This is a genomic window from Veillonella sp. ACP1 (assembly GCF_000286635.1).
Lineage (GTDB): Bacteria > Bacillota > Negativicutes > Veillonellales > Veillonellaceae > Veillonella > Veillonella atypica.
In genome coordinates this window covers 149,923-168,125 of sequence record NZ_ALKL01000010.1, presented here as the reverse complement: position 1 = coordinate 168,125, position 18,203 = coordinate 149,923, and the positions used below count along the sequence as shown (strand labels likewise).

At 37.9% G+C, this 18,203-nt stretch carries 20 protein-coding genes; 1 reads left to right on the top strand and 19 read right to left on the bottom strand.

Translation table 11 applies throughout. The annotated features are described in order from the left end of the window. Positions 1-97: 97 nt before the first annotated feature. Positions 98-604 carry an S-adenosylmethionine decarboxylase family protein gene (locus HMPREF1151_RS03955; RefSeq protein ID WP_005378718.1) on the top strand — a complete coding sequence of 169 codons (507 nt, stop codon included), beginning with the start codon at positions 98-100 and terminating at the stop codon, positions 602-604. 106 nt (positions 605-710) lie between these two features. On the opposite strand, the gene HMPREF1151_RS03950 is transcribed toward HMPREF1151_RS03955, so the two are convergent. The 19 genes from HMPREF1151_RS03950 to HMPREF1151_RS03860 form a co-directional block, all read right to left on the bottom strand. Next, complete coding sequence (locus HMPREF1151_RS03950; RefSeq protein ID WP_005378705.1) at positions 711-1,394, bottom strand: HAD hydrolase-like protein; 684 nt, start codon at positions 1,392-1,394, stop codon at positions 711-713. Between the two features lie 2 nt (positions 1,395-1,396). Next, the gene (gene sufU, locus HMPREF1151_RS03945) at positions 1,397-1,822 is read right to left on the bottom strand and encodes a Fe-S cluster assembly sulfur transfer protein SufU (RefSeq protein WP_009661253.1); all 426 of its coding nucleotides are present in this window, start codon (positions 1,820-1,822) and stop codon (positions 1,397-1,399) included. An 11-nt stretch (positions 1,823-1,833) separates the two neighbouring features. Beyond that, the gene (locus tag HMPREF1151_RS03940; protein ID WP_009661303.1) at positions 1,834-3,063 is read right to left on the bottom strand and encodes a SufS family cysteine desulfurase; all 1,230 of its coding nucleotides are present in this window, start codon (positions 3,061-3,063) and stop codon (positions 1,834-1,836) included. Positions 3,064-3,074: 11 nt separating this feature from the next. Continuing rightward, positions 3,075-4,121: a SufD family Fe-S cluster assembly protein gene (locus HMPREF1151_RS03935; RefSeq protein WP_009661091.1), complete on the bottom strand. Its 1,047-nt coding sequence runs from the start codon at positions 4,119-4,121 to the stop codon at positions 3,075-3,077. Between the two features lie 9 nt (positions 4,122-4,130). Next, complete coding sequence (gene sufB / locus HMPREF1151_RS03930; protein ID WP_005379968.1) at positions 4,131-5,540, bottom strand: Fe-S cluster assembly protein SufB; 1,410 nt, start codon at positions 5,538-5,540, stop codon at positions 4,131-4,133. An 8-nt stretch (positions 5,541-5,548) separates the two neighbouring features. Next, on the bottom strand, positions 5,549-6,292 hold the full coding sequence (gene sufC, locus HMPREF1151_RS03925) for a Fe-S cluster assembly ATPase SufC (RefSeq protein WP_005378715.1): 744 nt from the start codon (positions 6,290-6,292) through the stop codon (positions 5,549-5,551). A gap of 273 nt (positions 6,293-6,565) precedes the next feature. After that, the gene (locus HMPREF1151_RS03920) at positions 6,566-7,822 is read right to left on the bottom strand and encodes a diaminopimelate decarboxylase (RefSeq protein WP_009661182.1); all 1,257 of its coding nucleotides are present in this window, start codon (positions 7,820-7,822) and stop codon (positions 6,566-6,568) included. A gap of 56 nt (positions 7,823-7,878) precedes the next feature. Next, a complete protein-coding gene (locus tag HMPREF1151_RS03915) occupies positions 7,879-8,298 on the bottom strand; it encodes a DoxX family protein (RefSeq protein ID WP_009661139.1) in 420 nt (139 codons plus the stop codon). A gap of 229 nt (positions 8,299-8,527) precedes the next feature. Then, on the bottom strand, positions 8,528-10,153 hold the full coding sequence (gene groL, locus HMPREF1151_RS03910; protein ID WP_005378685.1) for a chaperonin GroEL: 1,626 nt from the start codon (positions 10,151-10,153) through the stop codon (positions 8,528-8,530). A gap of 99 nt (positions 10,154-10,252) precedes the next feature. Then, the gene (gene groES / locus HMPREF1151_RS03905) at positions 10,253-10,534 is read right to left on the bottom strand and encodes a co-chaperone GroES (RefSeq protein WP_004696047.1); all 282 of its coding nucleotides are present in this window, start codon (positions 10,532-10,534) and stop codon (positions 10,253-10,255) included. 227 nt (positions 10,535-10,761) lie between these two features. Further along, on the bottom strand, positions 10,762-11,331 hold the full coding sequence (locus tag HMPREF1151_RS03900) for an ANTAR domain-containing response regulator (RefSeq protein WP_009661297.1): 570 nt from the start codon (positions 11,329-11,331) through the stop codon (positions 10,762-10,764). After that, positions 11,332-12,699, bottom strand: a complete 1,368-nt coding sequence (locus tag HMPREF1151_RS03895; protein WP_009661130.1) for a sensor histidine kinase — start codon at positions 12,697-12,699, stop codon at positions 11,332-11,334. 1 nt (position 12,700) lies between these two features. Continuing rightward, positions 12,701-13,735: a tRNA (adenosine(37)-N6)-threonylcarbamoyltransferase complex transferase subunit TsaD gene (tsaD, locus tag HMPREF1151_RS03890; RefSeq protein ID WP_009661273.1), complete on the bottom strand. Its 1,035-nt coding sequence runs from the start codon at positions 13,733-13,735 to the stop codon at positions 12,701-12,703. Further along, a complete protein-coding gene (rimI, locus tag HMPREF1151_RS03885) occupies positions 13,732-14,181 on the bottom strand; it encodes a ribosomal protein S18-alanine N-acetyltransferase (RefSeq protein ID WP_009661225.1) in 450 nt (149 codons plus the stop codon). Before rimI ends, tsaD begins: the two co-directional genes overlap by 4 nt. Positions 14,182-14,183: 2 nt before the next feature. Further along, positions 14,184-14,939 carry a tRNA (adenosine(37)-N6)-threonylcarbamoyltransferase complex dimerization subunit type 1 TsaB gene (tsaB, locus tag HMPREF1151_RS03880; RefSeq protein WP_009661088.1) on the bottom strand — a complete coding sequence of 252 codons (756 nt, stop codon included), beginning with the start codon at positions 14,937-14,939 and terminating at the stop codon, positions 14,184-14,186. Next, the gene (tsaE, locus tag HMPREF1151_RS03875; protein ID WP_005378694.1) at positions 14,923-15,414 is read right to left on the bottom strand and encodes a tRNA (adenosine(37)-N6)-threonylcarbamoyltransferase complex ATPase subunit type 1 TsaE; all 492 of its coding nucleotides are present in this window, start codon (positions 15,412-15,414) and stop codon (positions 14,923-14,925) included. The genes tsaB and tsaE overlap by 17 nt, the downstream gene beginning before the upstream one ends. Further along, a complete protein-coding gene (gene thiL / locus HMPREF1151_RS03870) occupies positions 15,407-16,384 on the bottom strand; it encodes a thiamine-phosphate kinase (RefSeq protein ID WP_009661164.1) in 978 nt (325 codons plus the stop codon). The genes tsaE and thiL overlap by 8 nt, the downstream gene beginning before the upstream one ends. A 98-nt stretch (positions 16,385-16,482) precedes the next feature. Next, positions 16,483-17,043, bottom strand: coding sequence for a GerMN domain-containing protein (locus HMPREF1151_RS03865; RefSeq protein WP_009661236.1), 561 nt, complete (start codon positions 17,041-17,043; stop codon positions 16,483-16,485). Positions 17,044-17,045: 2 nt separating this feature from the next. Next, positions 17,046-18,137 (bottom strand): N-acetylmuramoyl-L-alanine amidase, encoded by a 1,092-nt coding sequence (locus tag HMPREF1151_RS03860; protein WP_005378716.1) that lies wholly within the window; start codon positions 18,135-18,137, stop codon positions 17,046-17,048. Between the last annotated feature and the right edge of the window lie 66 nt (positions 18,138-18,203).

Here is an 18,203-nt window from a genome sequence, read left to right as displayed (position 1 = left end):
ATGTATGTACGTAAATGTTTCTACGAATAGACTAATATAAGAATTCAATGTATAATATTAAAGATATAATAACGTATGTACGAAAGAAGGTGCTACAATGGCAGATGCATTAGGTCATCAATTATTACTAGATTTATACTCTTGCAATGAAGAATCCCTCTCTTCCGCTGCAGCCGTACAAGAAAGTGTAGCTGCTGCATTTGAGTTAGCAGATATTGAATTAGACGAAATTAACTATCAAGTTATGGATGATGAAATTGTCGTTCTTGCTATTGCAAAACAATTTCACTTCACATTACATGCGTATCCGGAATTGGGTTATGTAGCAGTTGATTTATTCGCCTTCAATCGTACTCTACCACTTACACAATTTATGAAATCCTTACGTCAATCATTTGGATCTGAAAAGGTAAAAGCAACCACTGTCCAACGTGGCGATTTTGGTAACGAACGCGATATGAAACCGCGTCGCAAAACCAAAATTACAACACTTGGTCGTGTATTCCGTACACGTATCCAATTAAAACAAACTGGAGGCAAACTCAAAAAACAAAGCGCTAAGGTTATCAAATCATTAGCTAAAAAAAGTGGCCTAAAAAAATAACATAAGAAAAATCTAAAAGACCTTGCTCAATACGAACAAGGTCTTTTTACTGCGTAAAAAAGGCTAGAGACGAATCTCTAGCCTTTTAATATGAACGTTAATAGTCTTATCTACGAACAAGCATTTCCTCTAAGTCCAAGGTCATAACAATATCATCTACATCATCGCAAAGATATTCTGCATTTGCATCGTTTAACTCTGTTTCGGTACCATATCCATAGGTAACACCTATAGATATACAACCTAATTCATTGCCTGACTCAACATCGTATTTTCTATCCCCTACCATGTATACGAGACGACGTCCCGTATCATCAGTTAATGGATTACCACACAATTCGATAGCCTTTTGTAGAATCTCTTTCTTATGAACCAAGCCTTCTTTGTAATTGGCTCCTACAATGACATCAAAGTATTGTGTAATAGAAAAATGATCTAAAATCTCTCGTGCATAAACTTCTGGCTTAGCCGTAGCCAAGGCCACAGTATAATGTTCATTTTTAACCTTGTCCAATAGGTCGATGATGTTAGGATACAATTGATTTTCGAATTTACCAATAGTACCATAGCGTTCACCAAACTTTTTATATACTTTTTCTGCTTCTTCTAATGCCATGCCACAGTGTTCTTGAAATGAATCTACAAGTGGAGGGCCTAAGAATAATAACAATGTTTCATGAGGTGGAATTTCATATCCAAAGGATTCAAGTGCATATGTGACACTCTTCAAAATTCCTTCTTCTGAATCTGTTAAGGTTCCATCCAAGTCAAAAATAATGGTCTTATTCATAATTATTTCTTTAAAGCCTCTTTTAATGTATGCCATGCTAATACAGCACATTTTACACGAGCAGGCATATTAGAAATATTTTGTAAGGCCATAGCATCTTCCAAATCTTCAAGTTTAGATTCGTCGGTAACCTCTTTTTTAATCATACCCAAGAATAATTCTACCAAACGCAATGCTTCTTCTACAGATTTACTCTTGATAATATCAATCATCATGGATGCTGAAGCTTGGCTGATAGCACAACCAGAGCCTGTGTAAGCTGCATCTTTAATAATGCCATCTTGTACATCAATTTGTAGCGTCAAATCATCACCACAACTTGGATTGTGGCCATGTTCGGAAGCAGTAAATTCACTTAACTCACGTTTATTACGCTTATCTTGATTATGTTCCAAAATAAGTTCCGTATACAATTGATCCATTTCCATGTGAATGTCTCCTAATCTTTAAAGCCCATTACCGAACGGACAGTTTTTAATACTTCTAAGAATGCATCTAAATCTTCTTTACGCGTGTATAAATACATGCTGAGGCGTGTAGATGCAGCTACGTGAAAGAATGCGCCTAAAGGTTGTGCACAATGATGTCCAGAGCGTACACAGATACCTTTAGAATCAAGGATAGTCGCTACATCATGAGGATGTACATCATCTATTGTAAAAGCGATAACGCCATGTTTTTCACGAGGGTTTTGAGATCCCAATACGTGAACATGAGGGATTTCAAGCATCTTAGGCAATACATAGGATACCAATTCTTCTTCATGTGCCTCAATAGCATCCATGCCGAAAGATTCGAGATAATCAATAGCGGCATGTAATGTTACAGCACCATGAGCATTTGGTGTACCAGCTTCGAATTTATATGGTAATTCGTTGAATGTAGTAGATTGTTCTTTTACATATTCAATCATATCACCACCGAGTAAGAATGGTGGCATTTTTTCAAGTAATTCTCGTTTCCCATATAGCACACCAATACCTTGAGAAGCGCACATTTTATGACCAGAAAATACGAAAAAATCACAGTCCAAGGCTTGTACATCTACCTTCATATGAGGTGTAGACTGAGCTCCATCAAGAACCACAATAGCCCCTACAGAATGGGCTTTTTCAGTCAATTCTTTCACAGGAAACTCCATGCCAAGAACATTGCTCACATGGGCAAATGCCACAATTTTAGTACTTTCATCAATCTTATTGATTTCACCATCTTTCAAATGGCCCGATTCATCTAAGTACATATACTCTAATGTAGAACCTGTTTTCTCAGCAACATATTGCCATGTAACAAGATTGGCATGATGTTCTGCAACAGTAATGACAATCTTATCACCTTTTGTAACAAAATTAGCGCCATAGCTATGAGCGATTAGGTTCATCGATTCCGTACTATTACGGGTAAAGACAACCTCTTCTCGCTCACGGGCATTGATAAACTCAACAACGCGGTCACGTGCATTTTCATACGCTTCCGACGCTTCAATAGCGAGGATATGAGAACCGCGATGTGGATTACCATTGTGATGAAGCATATGGTCTGTAAGGCGATCCATTACCATTTGAGGAATTTGCGCCGTTGCACCACTATCTAAATAGATAAGGCGATGACCATTATGCTCTTTATGTAAAACAGGAAAATCCTTATATGCTTCTGTAATAGGTCTCATAGTCAATCCTCTTAAATCTTATTACGTACTGCAGTTAATGCAGCTTCTTCAATCACGTCATCACCAATGCGATCGATGATTGGTCGAATCATTGATTCTACAATAATATGTTTAGCTTCTACTTCACTAAAACCACGGCTCATGAGGTAGAACAATTTATTTTGATCAATTTGTCCTGCACTAGCTGCATGATTACCTACTACATTATCTTCTTTACACAATAACAATGGTAGAGAAATAGATTTAACAGTAGGATCTAACAATAAACATGTATCTTCTTCAGCACCTTCAGAGGCAACGGCACCGCGAAGGAAATCCAATGTACCACGGAAGGATTTTTTAGATGTATCGCTTAAGGCACCTAATGTATGAATATCACTAAAAGATTTTTTACCACCATGTGTCATGAGCATAGCAATATCAAATTTTTGTTCCTTATTGCCTAAATAAGCAATGTCATGAACGATTTTACTAGATTCACCTTGTAAATCATGTTCATAGTTTAGGAAGTTTTCTTTGCCACCTATTTCTACATTGATGTATTCCACATCGGCATTATCCTCTAGTTTTGTATAGCGATGTTCGATATGCTGTACAGTTTCGTCTAAAAGATTTACTTTTTTAACGACAATCTTGGCATTAGATTTTACATCGTATTCATTAAGATATTGAATATTAGTCGCCTCTTTTGTACCACCATCCAAAAAGATTTGTACTTCTACGTCAGCGTCTTCTTCAACGATAAATTGGAAACGACTGGCAATACGTGCACTCGCATCAATGCGAATACCTACCACTTCTTTTGCCTTAGCAGGCACATGGATACGATAGCCTTCAGCTTCGCTTACAAGCTTAGCTACAGCCTCACCATTAGCACCTTTATAGTTTATATTCATCAAAGCTGTACCAGCTGGTAATGGGCTTATAATGGCATCATTACCTTTTACCAATACAGCTGTAGTTTTGTCTGATTCTCCCCAAAGACTTGCTGGAGTATGGTTAACACGCAACCATCTAAAGGTAGGTCTAGGAAGTTCATTAAATAGTAATTCGCTCATAGTACCTCCTTAACCGATAGAACCTTCTAATTCAAGATTGATTAGATTATTCATTTCAACAGCATATTCCAATGGCAATTCTTTAGAAATTGGTTCTACGAAACCACGAACAAGCATTGCACGAGCTTCTTCTTCACTAATACCACGCGTCATAAGGTAGAAAATAGCTTCATCAGAAATACGGCCAATCTTAGCTTCATGACCTAAATCGACATTATCATTTTCTACAATAATAGCTGGAATTGTATCGGATTGAGAAATTTCATCCAACATCAAGGATTCACAGGATACAGTTGCTTTTGCATGTTCTGCATTAGGACCAATTTTCAACAGGCCACGATAAATAGCAGCGCCACCGGATTTGGAGATAGATTTAGAGTTTACATTACTTGTCGTATATGGTGCATTGTGAACCACCTTACAACCAGTATCAAGGAATTGACCTTCACCAGCAAATGTTACGCCTGTAAACTCAGCATGAGCACCTTCGCCATTAAGAATACTCATTGGGTACAAACAGGATACGTGAGAACCAAAGGAACCAGATACCCATTCAATAGTACCGCCTTTACCTACAACACAACGTTTGGTATTGAGGTTGTACATATTCTTAGACCAATTTTCAATTGTGGAATAACGCAACGTAGCGTTATCCTTAACGAACAATTCTACTGCGCCTGCATGAAGATTGGATACATCGTATTTAGGAGCAGAACAACCTTCGATAAAGTGTACCTTTGCACCTTCTTCTACGATGATCATCGTATGTTCGAACTGACCAGCACCTGGTGCATTCAAACGGAAATAGGATTGCAATGGAATATCCACTTGCACGCCTGCAGGAACATATACAAAGGAACCGCCAGACCAAACGGCACCATGAAGAGCTGCCCATTTATGATCTGTAGGAGGAATCAATGTCATCCAGTATTTTTTTACGATTTCTTCATGTTCATGAAGTGCTGTTTCAATATCAGTATAAATTACGCCTTGTTTTACAAGATCTTCTTGAATGCTGTGGTATACGACTTCGGAGTCATATTGGGCACCTACACCTGCAAGAGATGTTTTTTCTGCTTCTGGAATACCGAGGCGATCAAATGTGCTCTTAATATCGTCAGGTACTTCATTCCAATCGCCCTTCATATCTACTTTAGGCTTTACATATGTGTAAATATGTTCCATATCTAAGCCAGAAATATCAGGAATCCAATTAGGAATTTCCATACGATTGTAAATCTCTAAGGATTTCAAACGGAAGTCAAGCATCCATTCCGGTTCATTTTTATTAGACCAAATTTCACGGATAATATCTTCTGTTAACCCAGCATCAGCAATATAGGAATACTCAAAATTATTCTTTATATCATAGACACCACGGTCCATATCCGCAACTTGGGTTTTCTTTCTTTCTTCCATGTTGCCTCCTATGCTAATGCTTTGTATGCGTCGTAACCTTTTTCTTCAATTTCACGAACCAATGAAGCATCACCAGTCTTAACGATTTTACCATTGATTAAAACATGTACAAAATCAGGTTTTAATTTTTGTAAAATTTGATTGTGGTGAGTGATGATTAATACTGCATTATCTTCATTGTGGAAACGATTAACACCTTCGGATACAATACGAACAGCATCAACGTCAAGACCAGAGTCAGTTTCGTCAAGGATAGCCAATTTAGGATTTAAAATAGACATTTGAAGAATTTCATTTTTCTTGCGTTCCCCGCCGGAGAAACCTTCGTTTACATAACGTTGTGCATAGGATGTATCAAAGGACAATTCATCCATTTTTTCTTTCAATTCTTTTTTGAAAGCCAACGCGCGTACATTTTCACCTGTAATTGTAGATTTTGCAGTACGGATGAAGTTTTCTACAGTAATACCAGGAACGGAAATTGGGCTTTGGAATGACATAAAGATACCTGCTTTTGCACGATCATTTACAGCATCTTCTGTAATATCCTTACCATCAAATACGATAGAACCTTTATCGACTGTGTACAATGGGTTACCCATAATAGCATTTGCCAATGTGGATTTACCTGCACCATTCGTACCCATTACGACGTGAATCTCACCTTTATTTATTGTTAAATTAATGCCTTTAAGAATTTTCTTCTCTTCTACAGACACTTCCAAATCTTTAATCTGAAGTAATTCAGCCAAAATATTTCACTCCTTCGTATCAGATAATCTGATTATATGATTAAAACTTTATAGTCACATAGAAAAACGGCGGTACGCACAAGGGTGATACCGCCGTATTCTCTCGCCACTTTAGCAAGTATGTGCATAACAATCTATACTCATTATACATTCTTATCTAAATGATAGCAAGATATTCCTACTAAAATATACAGGAATTAGAAAAAATCCCTATATATCCGTATATCTTATAGTTTATTAATAGTAGTTCTCAACTCTATTTAATTCTCAATATTATAAATTAGAGAAGTCTAATGTACCAAACAAATCATCGTATGTTTCAGCGCGACGAATTTGTGTAACAGAACCATCTTTGTGCAACAACAATTCAGCAGAGCGTAATTTGCCATTATAGTTAAAGCCCATCGAATGACCATGTGCACCTGCATCATGAATGATGATACGGTCACCAATATCAATTTTTGGCAATTCTCGTTGAATAGCAAATTTATCATTATTTTCACACAAGGAACCAGTTACATCATACACATGATCTTTAGGAGCATTTTCTTTACCCATTACCGTAATATGATGGTAAGAACCATACAATGCTGGACGCATTAAATTCGCCATGCAAGAATCTAAACCGATGTAATGACGATAGATGTCCTTTTTGTGAATAGCTGTGGAAACAAGATATCCAAATGGGCCTGTTACCATACGACCACATTCGTAGGCCAAAGCAATATCCTTAAGACCATTGCCTTTAATGATTCGATCATAAGCTTCATGAACACGTTCGCCCAATTTTTCAAAGTCAACAGGCGTTTGTTCTGGCTTATATGCTACGCCTACACCACCACCAAGATCGATAAATTCAACATCGATGCCTAATTTTTCTTTAATTTCTACAGCTAGGTTAAAGCAGATTTCAGCTGTACCTACCAATCCATCAATATCAAGTTCATTGGATACAACCATAGTATGTAAACCAAAATGTTTTACACCCTTTGCTTGTAATTGCTTATATGCCTCAAATACTTGCTCACGAGTCATACCATATTTTGCTTCCTCTGGAAGGCCGATAATCGTATTGCCCCCTTCTTTCAAAGGACCTGGATTATAACGTACGCAGAATGTGTCTGGTAAAGAGCCGTGATGTTTTTCTAAGTATTCAATATGAGTAATATCATCTAAATTGATGATAGCCCCCATATCCAAAGCCTTTTTATACTCTACATAAGGTGTGTCATTGGATGTGAACATGATGTCATGGCCTGTAATGCCCACCTTTTCGCATAGAAGTAATTCGGCTAAGGAAGAACAATCAGCGCCTACCCCTAGTTTTTGCAACACACGCATAATATATGGATTTGGAGTAGCTTTCACAGCAAAATATTGTTTAAATCCCTTATTCCAAGAGAATGCGGAGATAAATCTCTTCATATTATTAACGATGCCTTCTTCGTCATAAATATGAAACGGAGTCGGATAGTTAGCAATAATTGCTTCTAATTGTTCAGATGTAAATGGAACTGTTTTTTGATTCATAATAACCTCTCTACATAGTAAAAGACTCATCTATGATGAGTCTTCTAATTAACTGATTATTTAAATAATGCCTTATCTAAACTATAGCGACCTGCACCAGCAAAGAACAGCATGATAGCACCAAAGCCCATTTGCGATGGATAATCCCAACTAAAGAAATTACCGTTAAGATTTAGTATAGTAGCCACTGCCAATGTACCTATAATCAAAATGGAGCCTATCCGTGTAAACAAACCTATGATAATAAGAATACCACCAACCATCTCTACATAGGAAGCAATAGTACCTAGAATTACCTCAAAGCCACTTGGCACACCTAAGGCGGACAACATGGCCCCTACCTTATAAAGACCTTGTTCACCACTTACATATTTTAAGTATCCATGATAGAACATGGAAATACCTAATGCAAGGCGATAGAATAAAAGCCCAAAATTAATATAATCAGGTTTACTTTTAAATAAAAAGTTCAACATAGTAACACCTCTTTATTATATAGATATTTTTAGATATAAAAATTATATGCTATATACTAGTGTCTGTCAAACTAAGACTCTTATATGAAATTCTATAGAATTATATCATAAATTGCTTATGAAATCAATTTATCAAGACTCATTCTAAGAATAAAAAATCCTAATGAATGTAGCAATCTACATTCATTAGGATTTTAATATATTATCTATGTATCGCTAAAGCAGTTGATTACATCATACCGCCCATGCCACCCATTGGAGGCATTGCAGGAGCAGCAGCATTTTCTTCTACTTTATCAGCTACGATTGTTTCAGTAGTCAATACAAGAGAAGCGATGGATGCAGCATTTTGAAGAGCAGAACGTGTTACTTTTGCAGGATCCACGATACCAGCTTTAACCATGTCGATATATTCTTCAGTCAATGCGTTGAAACCAACACCAGCTTCTGTATTTTTAACTTTTTCTACTACAACGGAGCCTTCAAGACCAGCATTGTAAGCAATTTGACGAAGAGGTTCTTCTACTGCACGTTTAACAAGGTTAATACCAGTTTGAACATCACCAGTAGCTTCCAATGTGTTCAATGCAGGGATGATATCGATGAATGTAGTACCACCACCAGCTACGATACCTTCTTCAACAGCAGCACGAGTTGCGTTCAATGCGTCTTCGATACGAAGTTTTTTATCTTTCATTTCAACTTCTGTAGCAGCGCCTACTTCGATAACTGCAACACCACCAGATAATTTAGCAAGACGTTCTTGTAATTTTTCACGGTCGAATTCAGAAGTTGTTTCTTCTACTTGTGCACGAATTTGGCTAACGCGTTTAGCAATTACGTCTTTATCGCCTACACCATCGATGATTGTAGTTTCATCTTTAGTGATGCGAACTTGACGAGCTGTACCAAGATCAGTAAGTTCTACAGAATCAAGTTTACGGCCCATATCTTCAGTAATTACAGTACCACCAGTCAAAATAGCGATATCTTCAAGCATAGCTTTACGACGGTCGCCGAAGCCAGGAGCTTTAACAGCTACTGCTTTGAAAGTACCACGCAAGCGGTTTACTACCAATGTAGCCAATGCTTCGCCTTCTACATCTTCAGCGATGATAAGAAGTTCTTTACCTACTTTTACCACTTTTTCAAGTGTTGGCAACATATCTGCGATAGCACTGATTTTACGGTCAGTAATCAAGATGTATGGGTTATCCATAACAGCTTCCATACGATCAGGGTCAGTTACCATGTAAGGGGAAATGTAACCGCGGTCGAATTGCATACCTTCTACTACGTTTAATGCAGTTTGCAAGCCTTTAGATTCTTCTACAGTGATAACGCCATCGTTACCTACTTTTTCCATAGCTTCAGCAATTAAGCCACCAATTTCTTCGTCAGCAGCAGATACACTTGCAACTTGAGCGATTTCAGATTTACCAGAAACTTTAATGGAGCGTTTTTTAATTTCTTCAACCAAAGTTTTAACGGCTGTTTCAATACCTTTTTTCAAGATCATTGGGTTAGCACCAGCTGCTACGTTGCGCATACCTTCTTGAATCATAGCTTGTGCCAATACTGTTGCAGTAGTAGTACCATCACCTGCTACGTCGTTAGTTTTAGTAGCAACTTCTTTTACCAATTGAGCGCCCATGTTTTCAAATGGATCTGGAAGTTCGATATCACGAGCAATAGTTACACCATCATTTGTGATTGTTGGGGAACCGAATTTTTTATCCAATACGACATTACGGCCTTTTGGTCCTAATGTAACTTTTACAGCATTTGCCAATTGATCAACGCCACGACCTAATGCGCGACGAGCTTCTTCATTAAACAAGATTTCTTTTGCCATATGTATTACCTCCTAGATAGTAACACTATCCAATGTAAAGAAATATATGCCCTAAGGCAATATAGAATGTATCATTAATATGTATAGCCTTGAAAGCTATTATAATACTGCTAAGATATCGCGTTCGCTAATAATCAAGTGAGTAGCGCCATCGATTTCTAATTCGCTACCAGCGTATTTTGCAAACATAACAGTATCGCCAACTTTAACTTCTGGAGCTACACGTTGACCATTGTCATATACTTTACCAGCACCTACTGCTACAACAACACCTTCTTGAGGTTTTTCTTTTGCTGTATCAGGAAGGAAGATACCACTTTTAGTTTTTTCTTCTTTTGCTTCTAAACGGATAAGAACGCGGTCAGCTAATGGTTTTAACATATGATGTCACTCCTTATTTACTATGTATTATTCATAATTCATTAGCACTCTAACTTATCGAGTGCTAATCACATGTATTATTATAACCTATGTCAAAATAATTGCAAGTACTAATTTTGATTTTTTGACTTTTTAGTTTTTACAAGTACTAATTCATATAAAATAACCTTCTATATAAGCTTTTATATCTTATATAGAAGGTTATATGTATCGCCCTATAATTTTTATTAATTAGTCGATGCTTGTTGAATGATTAGTTTACATATATTGACAATAGACTCTCGTTTCTTCATACTTAATTGCCGAATTCGATTATATGCTTCGTCCTCCGTAATTTTATATAAATCCATAAGAATGCCTGTCGCTTTTTGTATTATTTTTCGTTCTTCTAGAGTTTTCTCTAAATCAGCCATTTGTTGACGTGATTCTAAATCATCTAAAAATCGACCACATGCCATTTCTAATGTTGGAATCAGCTGCTCTTCTCTCACAGGTTTTATTAAATATCCATATACACCAGATTCACGAGCTTTTGTCACTAAATCCTGTTGACTATAACTAGTTAGAAGTACAACAGGTGCCAAGTGGTTAAATCCAATTTGACGAGCTGCTTCTATACCATCTAGCTCAGGCATTTTCACATCCATTAACACCGCATCAGGTTTTAGTTCTTTACACATCGTAATAGCTTCAACACCATTCGATGCTTCCCCAACCACTTCATGTTGTTCAGATTCTAGAATATCTCGCAAATCCATGCGGATTAAAGATTCATCATCAACGATTAAAATACGCATTTATTGCTCCTTATGAATATGAATTGTAACAATAACCCCAACATCACCATTTTCAATCGTCATATGACCTTGTAGCTCGTGAGTCACCAAATTATTAATAATTTGCATGCCTAATCGCTTACTTTTAGCCATATCAAAATCACGAGGCAAACCTTTACCTGAATCTGTAAATACTAGTGCAATAGTATCATTCATACTGGATACAGATAATGAAATTACACCATCAGTCCCATCCAACCCATGCACAATACTATTAGAAATCAGTTCATTGAATACAAGAGAAATATAACTGGCTTGATGAGATGAAATGATACAATCGTCTCCATGATAGCGAAATTCTACATGTTGATTACGTTCTACCATGCTCTGACGTAATAATCGGCACAATTCATCATATATGGATCGTATAGAAATATAGTCTTCATCATAGTGAGATACTAAATCATGGACAAGGGCCATACTTTCAATACGGGAAATACCCTCTTGTAATGCCGATTTTACCTCTGGTAAATCAGAGCGCCGCGCTTCCATCCGTAGTAAGCCTGCTACTGTTTGTAAGTTATTTTTAACACGGTGATGTATCTCTTTAATAATGGAATTTTTAACTAGTAGTTCTTGTTGCTGTTTACTTTCACGGGTACAATCGTGAAGAATTAAAAAGCAACGACATTCATTGCGTCCCATCGGAATAGGAATCAAATGCTGTCTTAGTACCATATTATGATAGATTTCTTCGGATACAAAATCATTTCGTTCATCTATGACACGATGAATAGCAGATATTTTTAAAGAACTACCAAAAATAGATGTGCCCACCAACCGCCGATCAACACCGACAATATCCGCCAAGTGTAACGCCGTATCATTGCCGTACAAGATAGTCCCATTTTGGTCAAAAATGATGAGCCCATCCAAATACGATATAGGCTCATATTCTTTAATTTGTTCATCTGTGGCCGTCAACATCAATCGTTGCATTGTATCGGCTACGATAAATCCTTGTTTACCTTCCACACCATTGGCAGGTGCTATATAAGAGAAGGAAATGCCTCCTATAGTCTTACCGCCATTATCGACAATGGGAAATAGATATTCAAATCCACTTTGTGTGGATTGTTGAAAGCTTTCACCGGTGGTGATCAGTTTTTTCCACATATCAGAACTAGGTATGCGTGATGTAACTAATGAGTCATTAGACTCATATATACACATCATGTCATCATTCGCAATCTCTGTAAACAAAACAATCTTATGTTTACTCACCGATTGGCCAAAGCGAATCATATGACTAATATGAACTAGTAGGGCTGCTTGCAAACTAGATAGATTTGTTTCCTTAACAAGTTCATCATATATATGTACAGTCATACTAGTTACCTTCTACCCATGCAACGGTACCAATTGGCACACTAGGCTTAGCATTTAAATGTAAATCGCAGAATTTTCCGGCTTGTGCCATATAATAAGCACGGCATCCAATCATAGCCGCATTATCAGTAGCTAAAATTTTACCTGGTTTATAGTACGTAAACCCTTCTTCATTACACATATTCTCTAATGCTACTTGTAAGCCTTGGTTAGCCGATACACCACCAGCAATGGTTATTTTAGTTTCCCCTAGTGTATGAGCTGCATCCTTAGTTTTTTCTACCAGAACATCTACGATAGCCTTTTGAAAGGACGCCGCCACATCAGCCTTATTTATGGCTTCACCCTTTTGTGATTTACTATTTAAATAATTTAGAACAGCTGATTTTAAGCCACTAAAGCTAAATTCAAAATTTCCCGACTCACTAAGGGCCTTCGGAAACTCAATAGCATCTGGATTGCCCTCTGTTGCTAATGCATCAATATGAGGTCCTCCTGGATATGGAAACCCCATAACACGGGCAATTTTATCAAAGGCTTCTCCTGTCGCATCATCCCGTGTTTGTCCTAAAATCTCAAATTCTTCATAGCCTTTCACATGAACTAGCATAGTATGACCACCGGATACAACAAGGCTTAAAAATGGTGGTTCTAATGTAGGATTAGCTAAGAAATTAGCAAAAATATGACCTTCCATATGATGAACAGGTACTAATGGAATCCCCGTAGCAAAGGATAATCCTTTTGCAGCTGCTACACCAACTAATAGGGCCCCTACTAATCCAGGACCATAGGTAACCCCTATATGATCAATGTCATCCAATGTGACATGAGCATCCGCTAATGCCTTATCAATAACAGGGATAACTTGTTCTATATGATGACGGGATGCAATTTCTGGCACTACACCACCAAATTTTCGGTGAATTGGCACCTGACTCGATATGACATTAGAAAGTACTGTACGGCCATCCTTAAGTACAGCGGCCGATGTTTCATCACAGCTGCTTTCTAATGCTAATGTATATACACTCATTTTCCTTCCTCTTTAATAAGAGACATGATATACGCATCTTCTTTAGGCTCTGAGTAATAATTTTTTCGCATACCTTTTACAGTAAACCCCAATTTGCGGTATAAAGATAAAGCAGACAAATTAGATATACGAACTTCTAAAAAGATTTCATGCATGCCTCGTTTAAAACATTCCTCTATCAATGCACTCGTAAGTTTAGCACCAAAGCCTTGGCGTCTTGCAGATGGACGTATCGCAATATTCGTAATTTGCCCTTCATCATATACGAGCCACGCCCCTGCATAACCTACAACACCATTGGCATCTTCTATGACATAATAGAGTTTCTTATCTTCATTCAGTAATTCTGTTTCTATGGAATCTAAACTCCAAGGAACAGAAAAGCATTCCATTTCAATAGCAAAAATTTCCTTTGCATCCTCAATCGTTGCTCTACGGACTGTCATGTCTATTTTTCACCTGCCGCTTCGATTACAGTGACTGTAGGATTCTCCTTTAACATAGCAGGATTATCTTTATGCTTTTCTTCCCACAATACTTCTGCTTCAGACCGTCTAATATAGTGCGGTACCATATCCATAGGATCAGCACTTTCACCTCGTTCAATCAAAGGGCGGGCACTTAATAATAAAGAGCTAGCCTTAGGTATGCGATAGATAGGATCACCAATGATTAATAACTCATCATCTTCTACTAGTGGAGCAATCCGCTTAATACCATCGCCCACAAATACGACGCGTTTATGTTGGTTTCGTAATCGTTCTACTAATGAAGCAGCTTCCACTACGAATGGCTCTTCTTTAACCTGTAAACGCTCTCCATCATATGCATACAGAGCCGCATAGACATGTTTCTTTTGCGCATCAATTACAGTGCAAATCGTATCAGTAGTGTATGGAATATTACGCGCTAATCCATCCATAGTCATAACCCCATATAAAGGTATATGTAATGCATAAGCCATCGCCTTTGCCGTCCCCATTCCTATGCGCAAACCCGTAAAGGAACCGGGACCACTAGCAACAACGATTCCTTGTAAATCAGATTTTTCTACCCTCGTCATCTCTAGCAATGATTGAATATGTGGTACCAACTGCTCAGAATGAGTCAATCCTGCTTGTATAGTAATTTCACCAAGCAACTGACTTTCATTCATCACAGCAACACTAGAAACGACAGAACTCGTTTCAATTCCCAACCACATACATACCTCCTAAAGTATTCAATGTTTCAGCGTCAAGTACATCGCTCTCTAATGTAATCCGTCTAGAGTGAGTATCAATCGAATCAATATGTATCCATAACGTTTCATCGGGCAATTCATCTTCAAACTTATCCGCCCACTCTACAATGGCAACTTGATCCTCTGTAAATTCATAAAATCCAATATTTTCTAATTCACTTACATCATCCATGCGATATAAATCAAAATGGTATATTTCACCAGCCAATGTCATATAGGTATTCATAAGAGAAAATGTAGGACTTGTAATATCCTCCGACACGCCAAGACCCTTTGCTATACCCTGAGACATATGAGTCTTACCAGTCCCTAAATCGCCGATTAATGCCATGCATAGTGGACTAGCAGACTCTTTGACCCACTGCCCTAGGCGTTCACCAAAACATTGCGTATCCTCTACAGAATATGTTTCTAATGTAACTTTATTTTTACTCATGAAAATGATTATATCCTTTCGCTTCTAATAAGCGTATCTCTTTATCCTTAGTCACCGATTGTACCATCGGTTTTCCCTCTATAACCTCACCAATAAGCGTGATAGAACCTAACTGTTCTAATGCCTGTGAAAGCTCCTTAGGCGCCGTAAATACGAGCTGAAAATCCTCACCGCCCAATAAGGCATAATCAACAGGATTAGTATGTAATACAGCAGCTAGTTTATATGTTTCTTCATGCAATGGGATAAGTGCTTCATCAATGACGATTGAAACATGTGATGCCTTTGCTATTTCATTCAACTCACTACTAAGACCATCGCTAATATCATTCATACTGTGAATACCAAGTTCGCGTAACGATTGGCCTAATTCAATTTGAGGTTCTGGTCGTTGATGACCGATGCACGTCATAGGATAGCCATCAAGGTTATATGATAAGGATCCTAACCCTGTGGCAGCATAACCAATATAATTAGTAACGCCCACCACATCCCCAGGTCGAGCACCACTTCGTAGTATCGCTTCATCTTTAGGTACCTCGCCTATGATAGTAATAGTCCACACCATGGGTCCATCTGTACTGACCGTGTCACCACCAATAAGATTTACATGATATCGTTGGCACTGATCCTTAATACCTCTATAAATTTCATCTAAAATTCGCGTATCAATATGACCTGGTGCAGCTACAGATAATACAACCTGACGTGGTATACCTCCCATTGCAGCAATATCACTCAAATTAGCCGTCATCAAACGATATCCTACATCATAGGGCGCCATATAATGAAAGCTAAAATGAACACCTTCCACCATGGTATCCGTACTTATGAGCTGATCATACCCTTCACTAGCTTTATAAATGGCACAATCATCGCCAATGCCTTGCACCACTGTCTTATTGTCATATATTGTATCCGATTCAATACTATGTATGAAATTAAATTCACCAAGAGTTTTAAGTTCCACTATATCACCTTTTTTATCTTATACACTATATGTATTGTAACATATATAAGAATGCAAAAAAAATCGACCTCATCATACTGATGAGGTCGATTCGTACATTATTTTTTTATGAGTTGTTCCATCCGTTTAACAGGGCTCTTCGTATCGAATGCGCCTACAATAGGAACCTTTTTGCCATCACATACAAAGAGCACTCCATTGATATTATCAAAAGAGGTCAATGTATTAACAATAGCAGCCATTTGCAACTTAACAGTTAAGTCGCCACCTTTACCATCAACAAAAGCTTTATTCACCTCTACAGAAGCAACTCCATCTTTAACTGTTACAGAGTTGATTTTTATCGCTTTATCAAAGATAGGATACTTTTGTTGGCGATCAGCTTTTAACATGGCAAGCAATGCCGCCTTCGGCGTCACCTTATCTGCTGCGATATCCACGGATTGTTGTTTAACACCGGAACCATCTTCAGTAGGAACAAAGAATACCATTTTAACGGATTCACTAGAAGTCTTAGCAGTTTCAGCATCTTTATTGACCTTGACCTCTTGGCTTACGTTTGTAGAACCTGTGTTTTGCATTTGATTGGAATTACAGCCCGCTGTAAAAGCTAGGATGCCGATACAAGCAATCACTGTTATTTGATTTCGAATATTCATCCTTAGCCTCCAAAGTAACTAGCAATACCAGCAGCAATGCGATTAGCAAAGTCTTGTTTTGTTTGGTCGCTCTTCAATGCACGTTCTTCATTAGGGTTAGAAATAAAGCCTAATTCTACGAGAATAGCCGGCATATTTGTATGTCTTAATACATACAAATTACCTTCTTGGATACCTCTGTCACCATTGAAGCCTGGTACATTAGCAATTTGATTTTGTACTTTTTGTGCTAAGCGAGCGTCATTACCAGTTTTAGAATAGTAGTATGTAGCAATGCCACCTACACTTGGGTTGTTGAAAGAGTTAATATGAACACTTACAAAGGCATCTGAATTATGGGAGTTTGCTATATTAACGCGAGCACCCAACTCATCAACACCACTCGCATTAGGGCCATATACATCGGCATCTGTAGTACGAGTCAGGAATACCTTAGCACCGCGAGCTTCTAAAGCTGATTTCAAATATTTAGCAATCGGTAATGTTGCACTTTTTTCTTGGAACCCTGTAGGGCCGATAGCACCTGGGTCGCTACCACCATGACCTGGATCAATAGTAATCACCTTACCGGATAATCCTCCTGATACAGAGTATATACCGGACCCTTTGCTACTTGCTGGCGCTGTAGCTGGGGATGGTTTCTTACCATAATTGATAGGTTTTGGAGCCACGCCTTTTTTCTGTACATCTACAACAATTCGATACGGCTTTTGATTGACTGTATCCTTCTTCAAAGAGAAAACCTTCACATCATTAGTATCCAATGCGGATGGAGTTTTAATCGTAACTGCCACATCTTTGCCTACTTGTGAAAGTTGAGCTACGCTAGCAATGGAAGAATCCATATAAATAGTATTCTTCGCCGTTTTTAGCTTCGTATTCTTCAAAGTAACCGTTGTCGTTTTTCCATCTTTACTGATGGATGCTGCCGCGTTTACAGGAGTAGATAAATCCATAACCATACGTACATATGGAACAGGTGCATCAGTTCTCGTTACCCAACGAGCATCCTGTAAATTAGCAGCCTTTGCTTGACTTAACAACAGTGGTACAGCCATGAGAAAAGCAAAGCAAATTAAAAATAGTTTACGCAATACATTCACTCCAATCTAACTGACATACTTTTTGTCCAAACCATAGAGATGAGCCGATGATACTAA

Coding starts and splice junctions, on each gene's coding strand:
- HMPREF1151_RS03955 (WP_005378718.1), top strand. CDS start 98: ATGGCAGATGCATTAGGTCATCAATTATTACTAGATTTATACTCTTGC.
- HMPREF1151_RS03950 (WP_005378705.1), bottom strand. CDS start 1,394: ATGAATAAGACCATTATTTTTGACTTGGATGGAACCTTAACAGATTCA.
- sufU (WP_009661253.1), bottom strand. CDS start 1,822: ATGGAAATGGATCAATTGTATACGGAACTTATTTTGGAACATAATCAA.
- HMPREF1151_RS03940 (WP_009661303.1), bottom strand. CDS start 3,063: ATGAGACCTATTACAGAAGCATATAAGGATTTTCCTGTTTTACATAAA.
- HMPREF1151_RS03935 (WP_009661091.1), bottom strand. CDS start 4,121: ATGAGCGAATTACTATTTAATGAACTTCCTAGACCTACCTTTAGATGG.
- sufB (WP_005379968.1), bottom strand. CDS start 5,540: ATGGAAGAAAGAAAGAAAACCCAAGTTGCGGATATGGACCGTGGTGTC.
- HMPREF1151_RS03920 (WP_009661182.1), bottom strand. CDS start 7,822: ATGAATCAAAAAACAGTTCCATTTACATCTGAACAATTAGAAGCAATT.
- HMPREF1151_RS03915 (WP_009661139.1), bottom strand. CDS start 8,298: ATGTTGAACTTTTTATTTAAAAGTAAACCTGATTATATTAATTTTGGG.
- groL (WP_005378685.1), bottom strand. CDS start 10,153: ATGGCAAAAGAAATCTTGTTTAATGAAGAAGCTCGTCGCGCATTAGGT.
- groES (WP_004696047.1), bottom strand. CDS start 10,534: ATGTTAAAACCATTAGCTGACCGCGTTCTTATCCGTTTAGAAGCAAAA.
- HMPREF1151_RS03900 (WP_009661297.1), bottom strand. CDS start 11,331: ATGCGTATTTTAATCGTTGATGATGAATCTTTAATCCGCATGGATTTG.
- HMPREF1151_RS03895 (WP_009661130.1), bottom strand. CDS start 12,699: ATGACTGTACATATATATGATGAACTTGTTAAGGAAACAAATCTATCT.
- tsaD (WP_009661273.1), bottom strand. CDS start 13,735: ATGAGTGTATATACATTAGCATTAGAAAGCAGCTGTGATGAAACATCG.
- rimI (WP_009661225.1), bottom strand. CDS start 14,181: ATGACAGTCCGTAGAGCAACGATTGAGGATGCAAAGGAAATTTTTGCT.
- tsaB (WP_009661088.1), bottom strand. CDS start 14,939: ATGTGGTTGGGAATTGAAACGAGTTCTGTCGTTTCTAGTGTTGCTGTG.
- tsaE (WP_005378694.1), bottom strand. CDS start 15,414: ATGAGTAAAAATAAAGTTACATTAGAAACATATTCTGTAGAGGATACG.
- HMPREF1151_RS03865 (WP_009661236.1), bottom strand. CDS start 17,043: ATGAATATTCGAAATCAAATAACAGTGATTGCTTGTATCGGCATCCTA.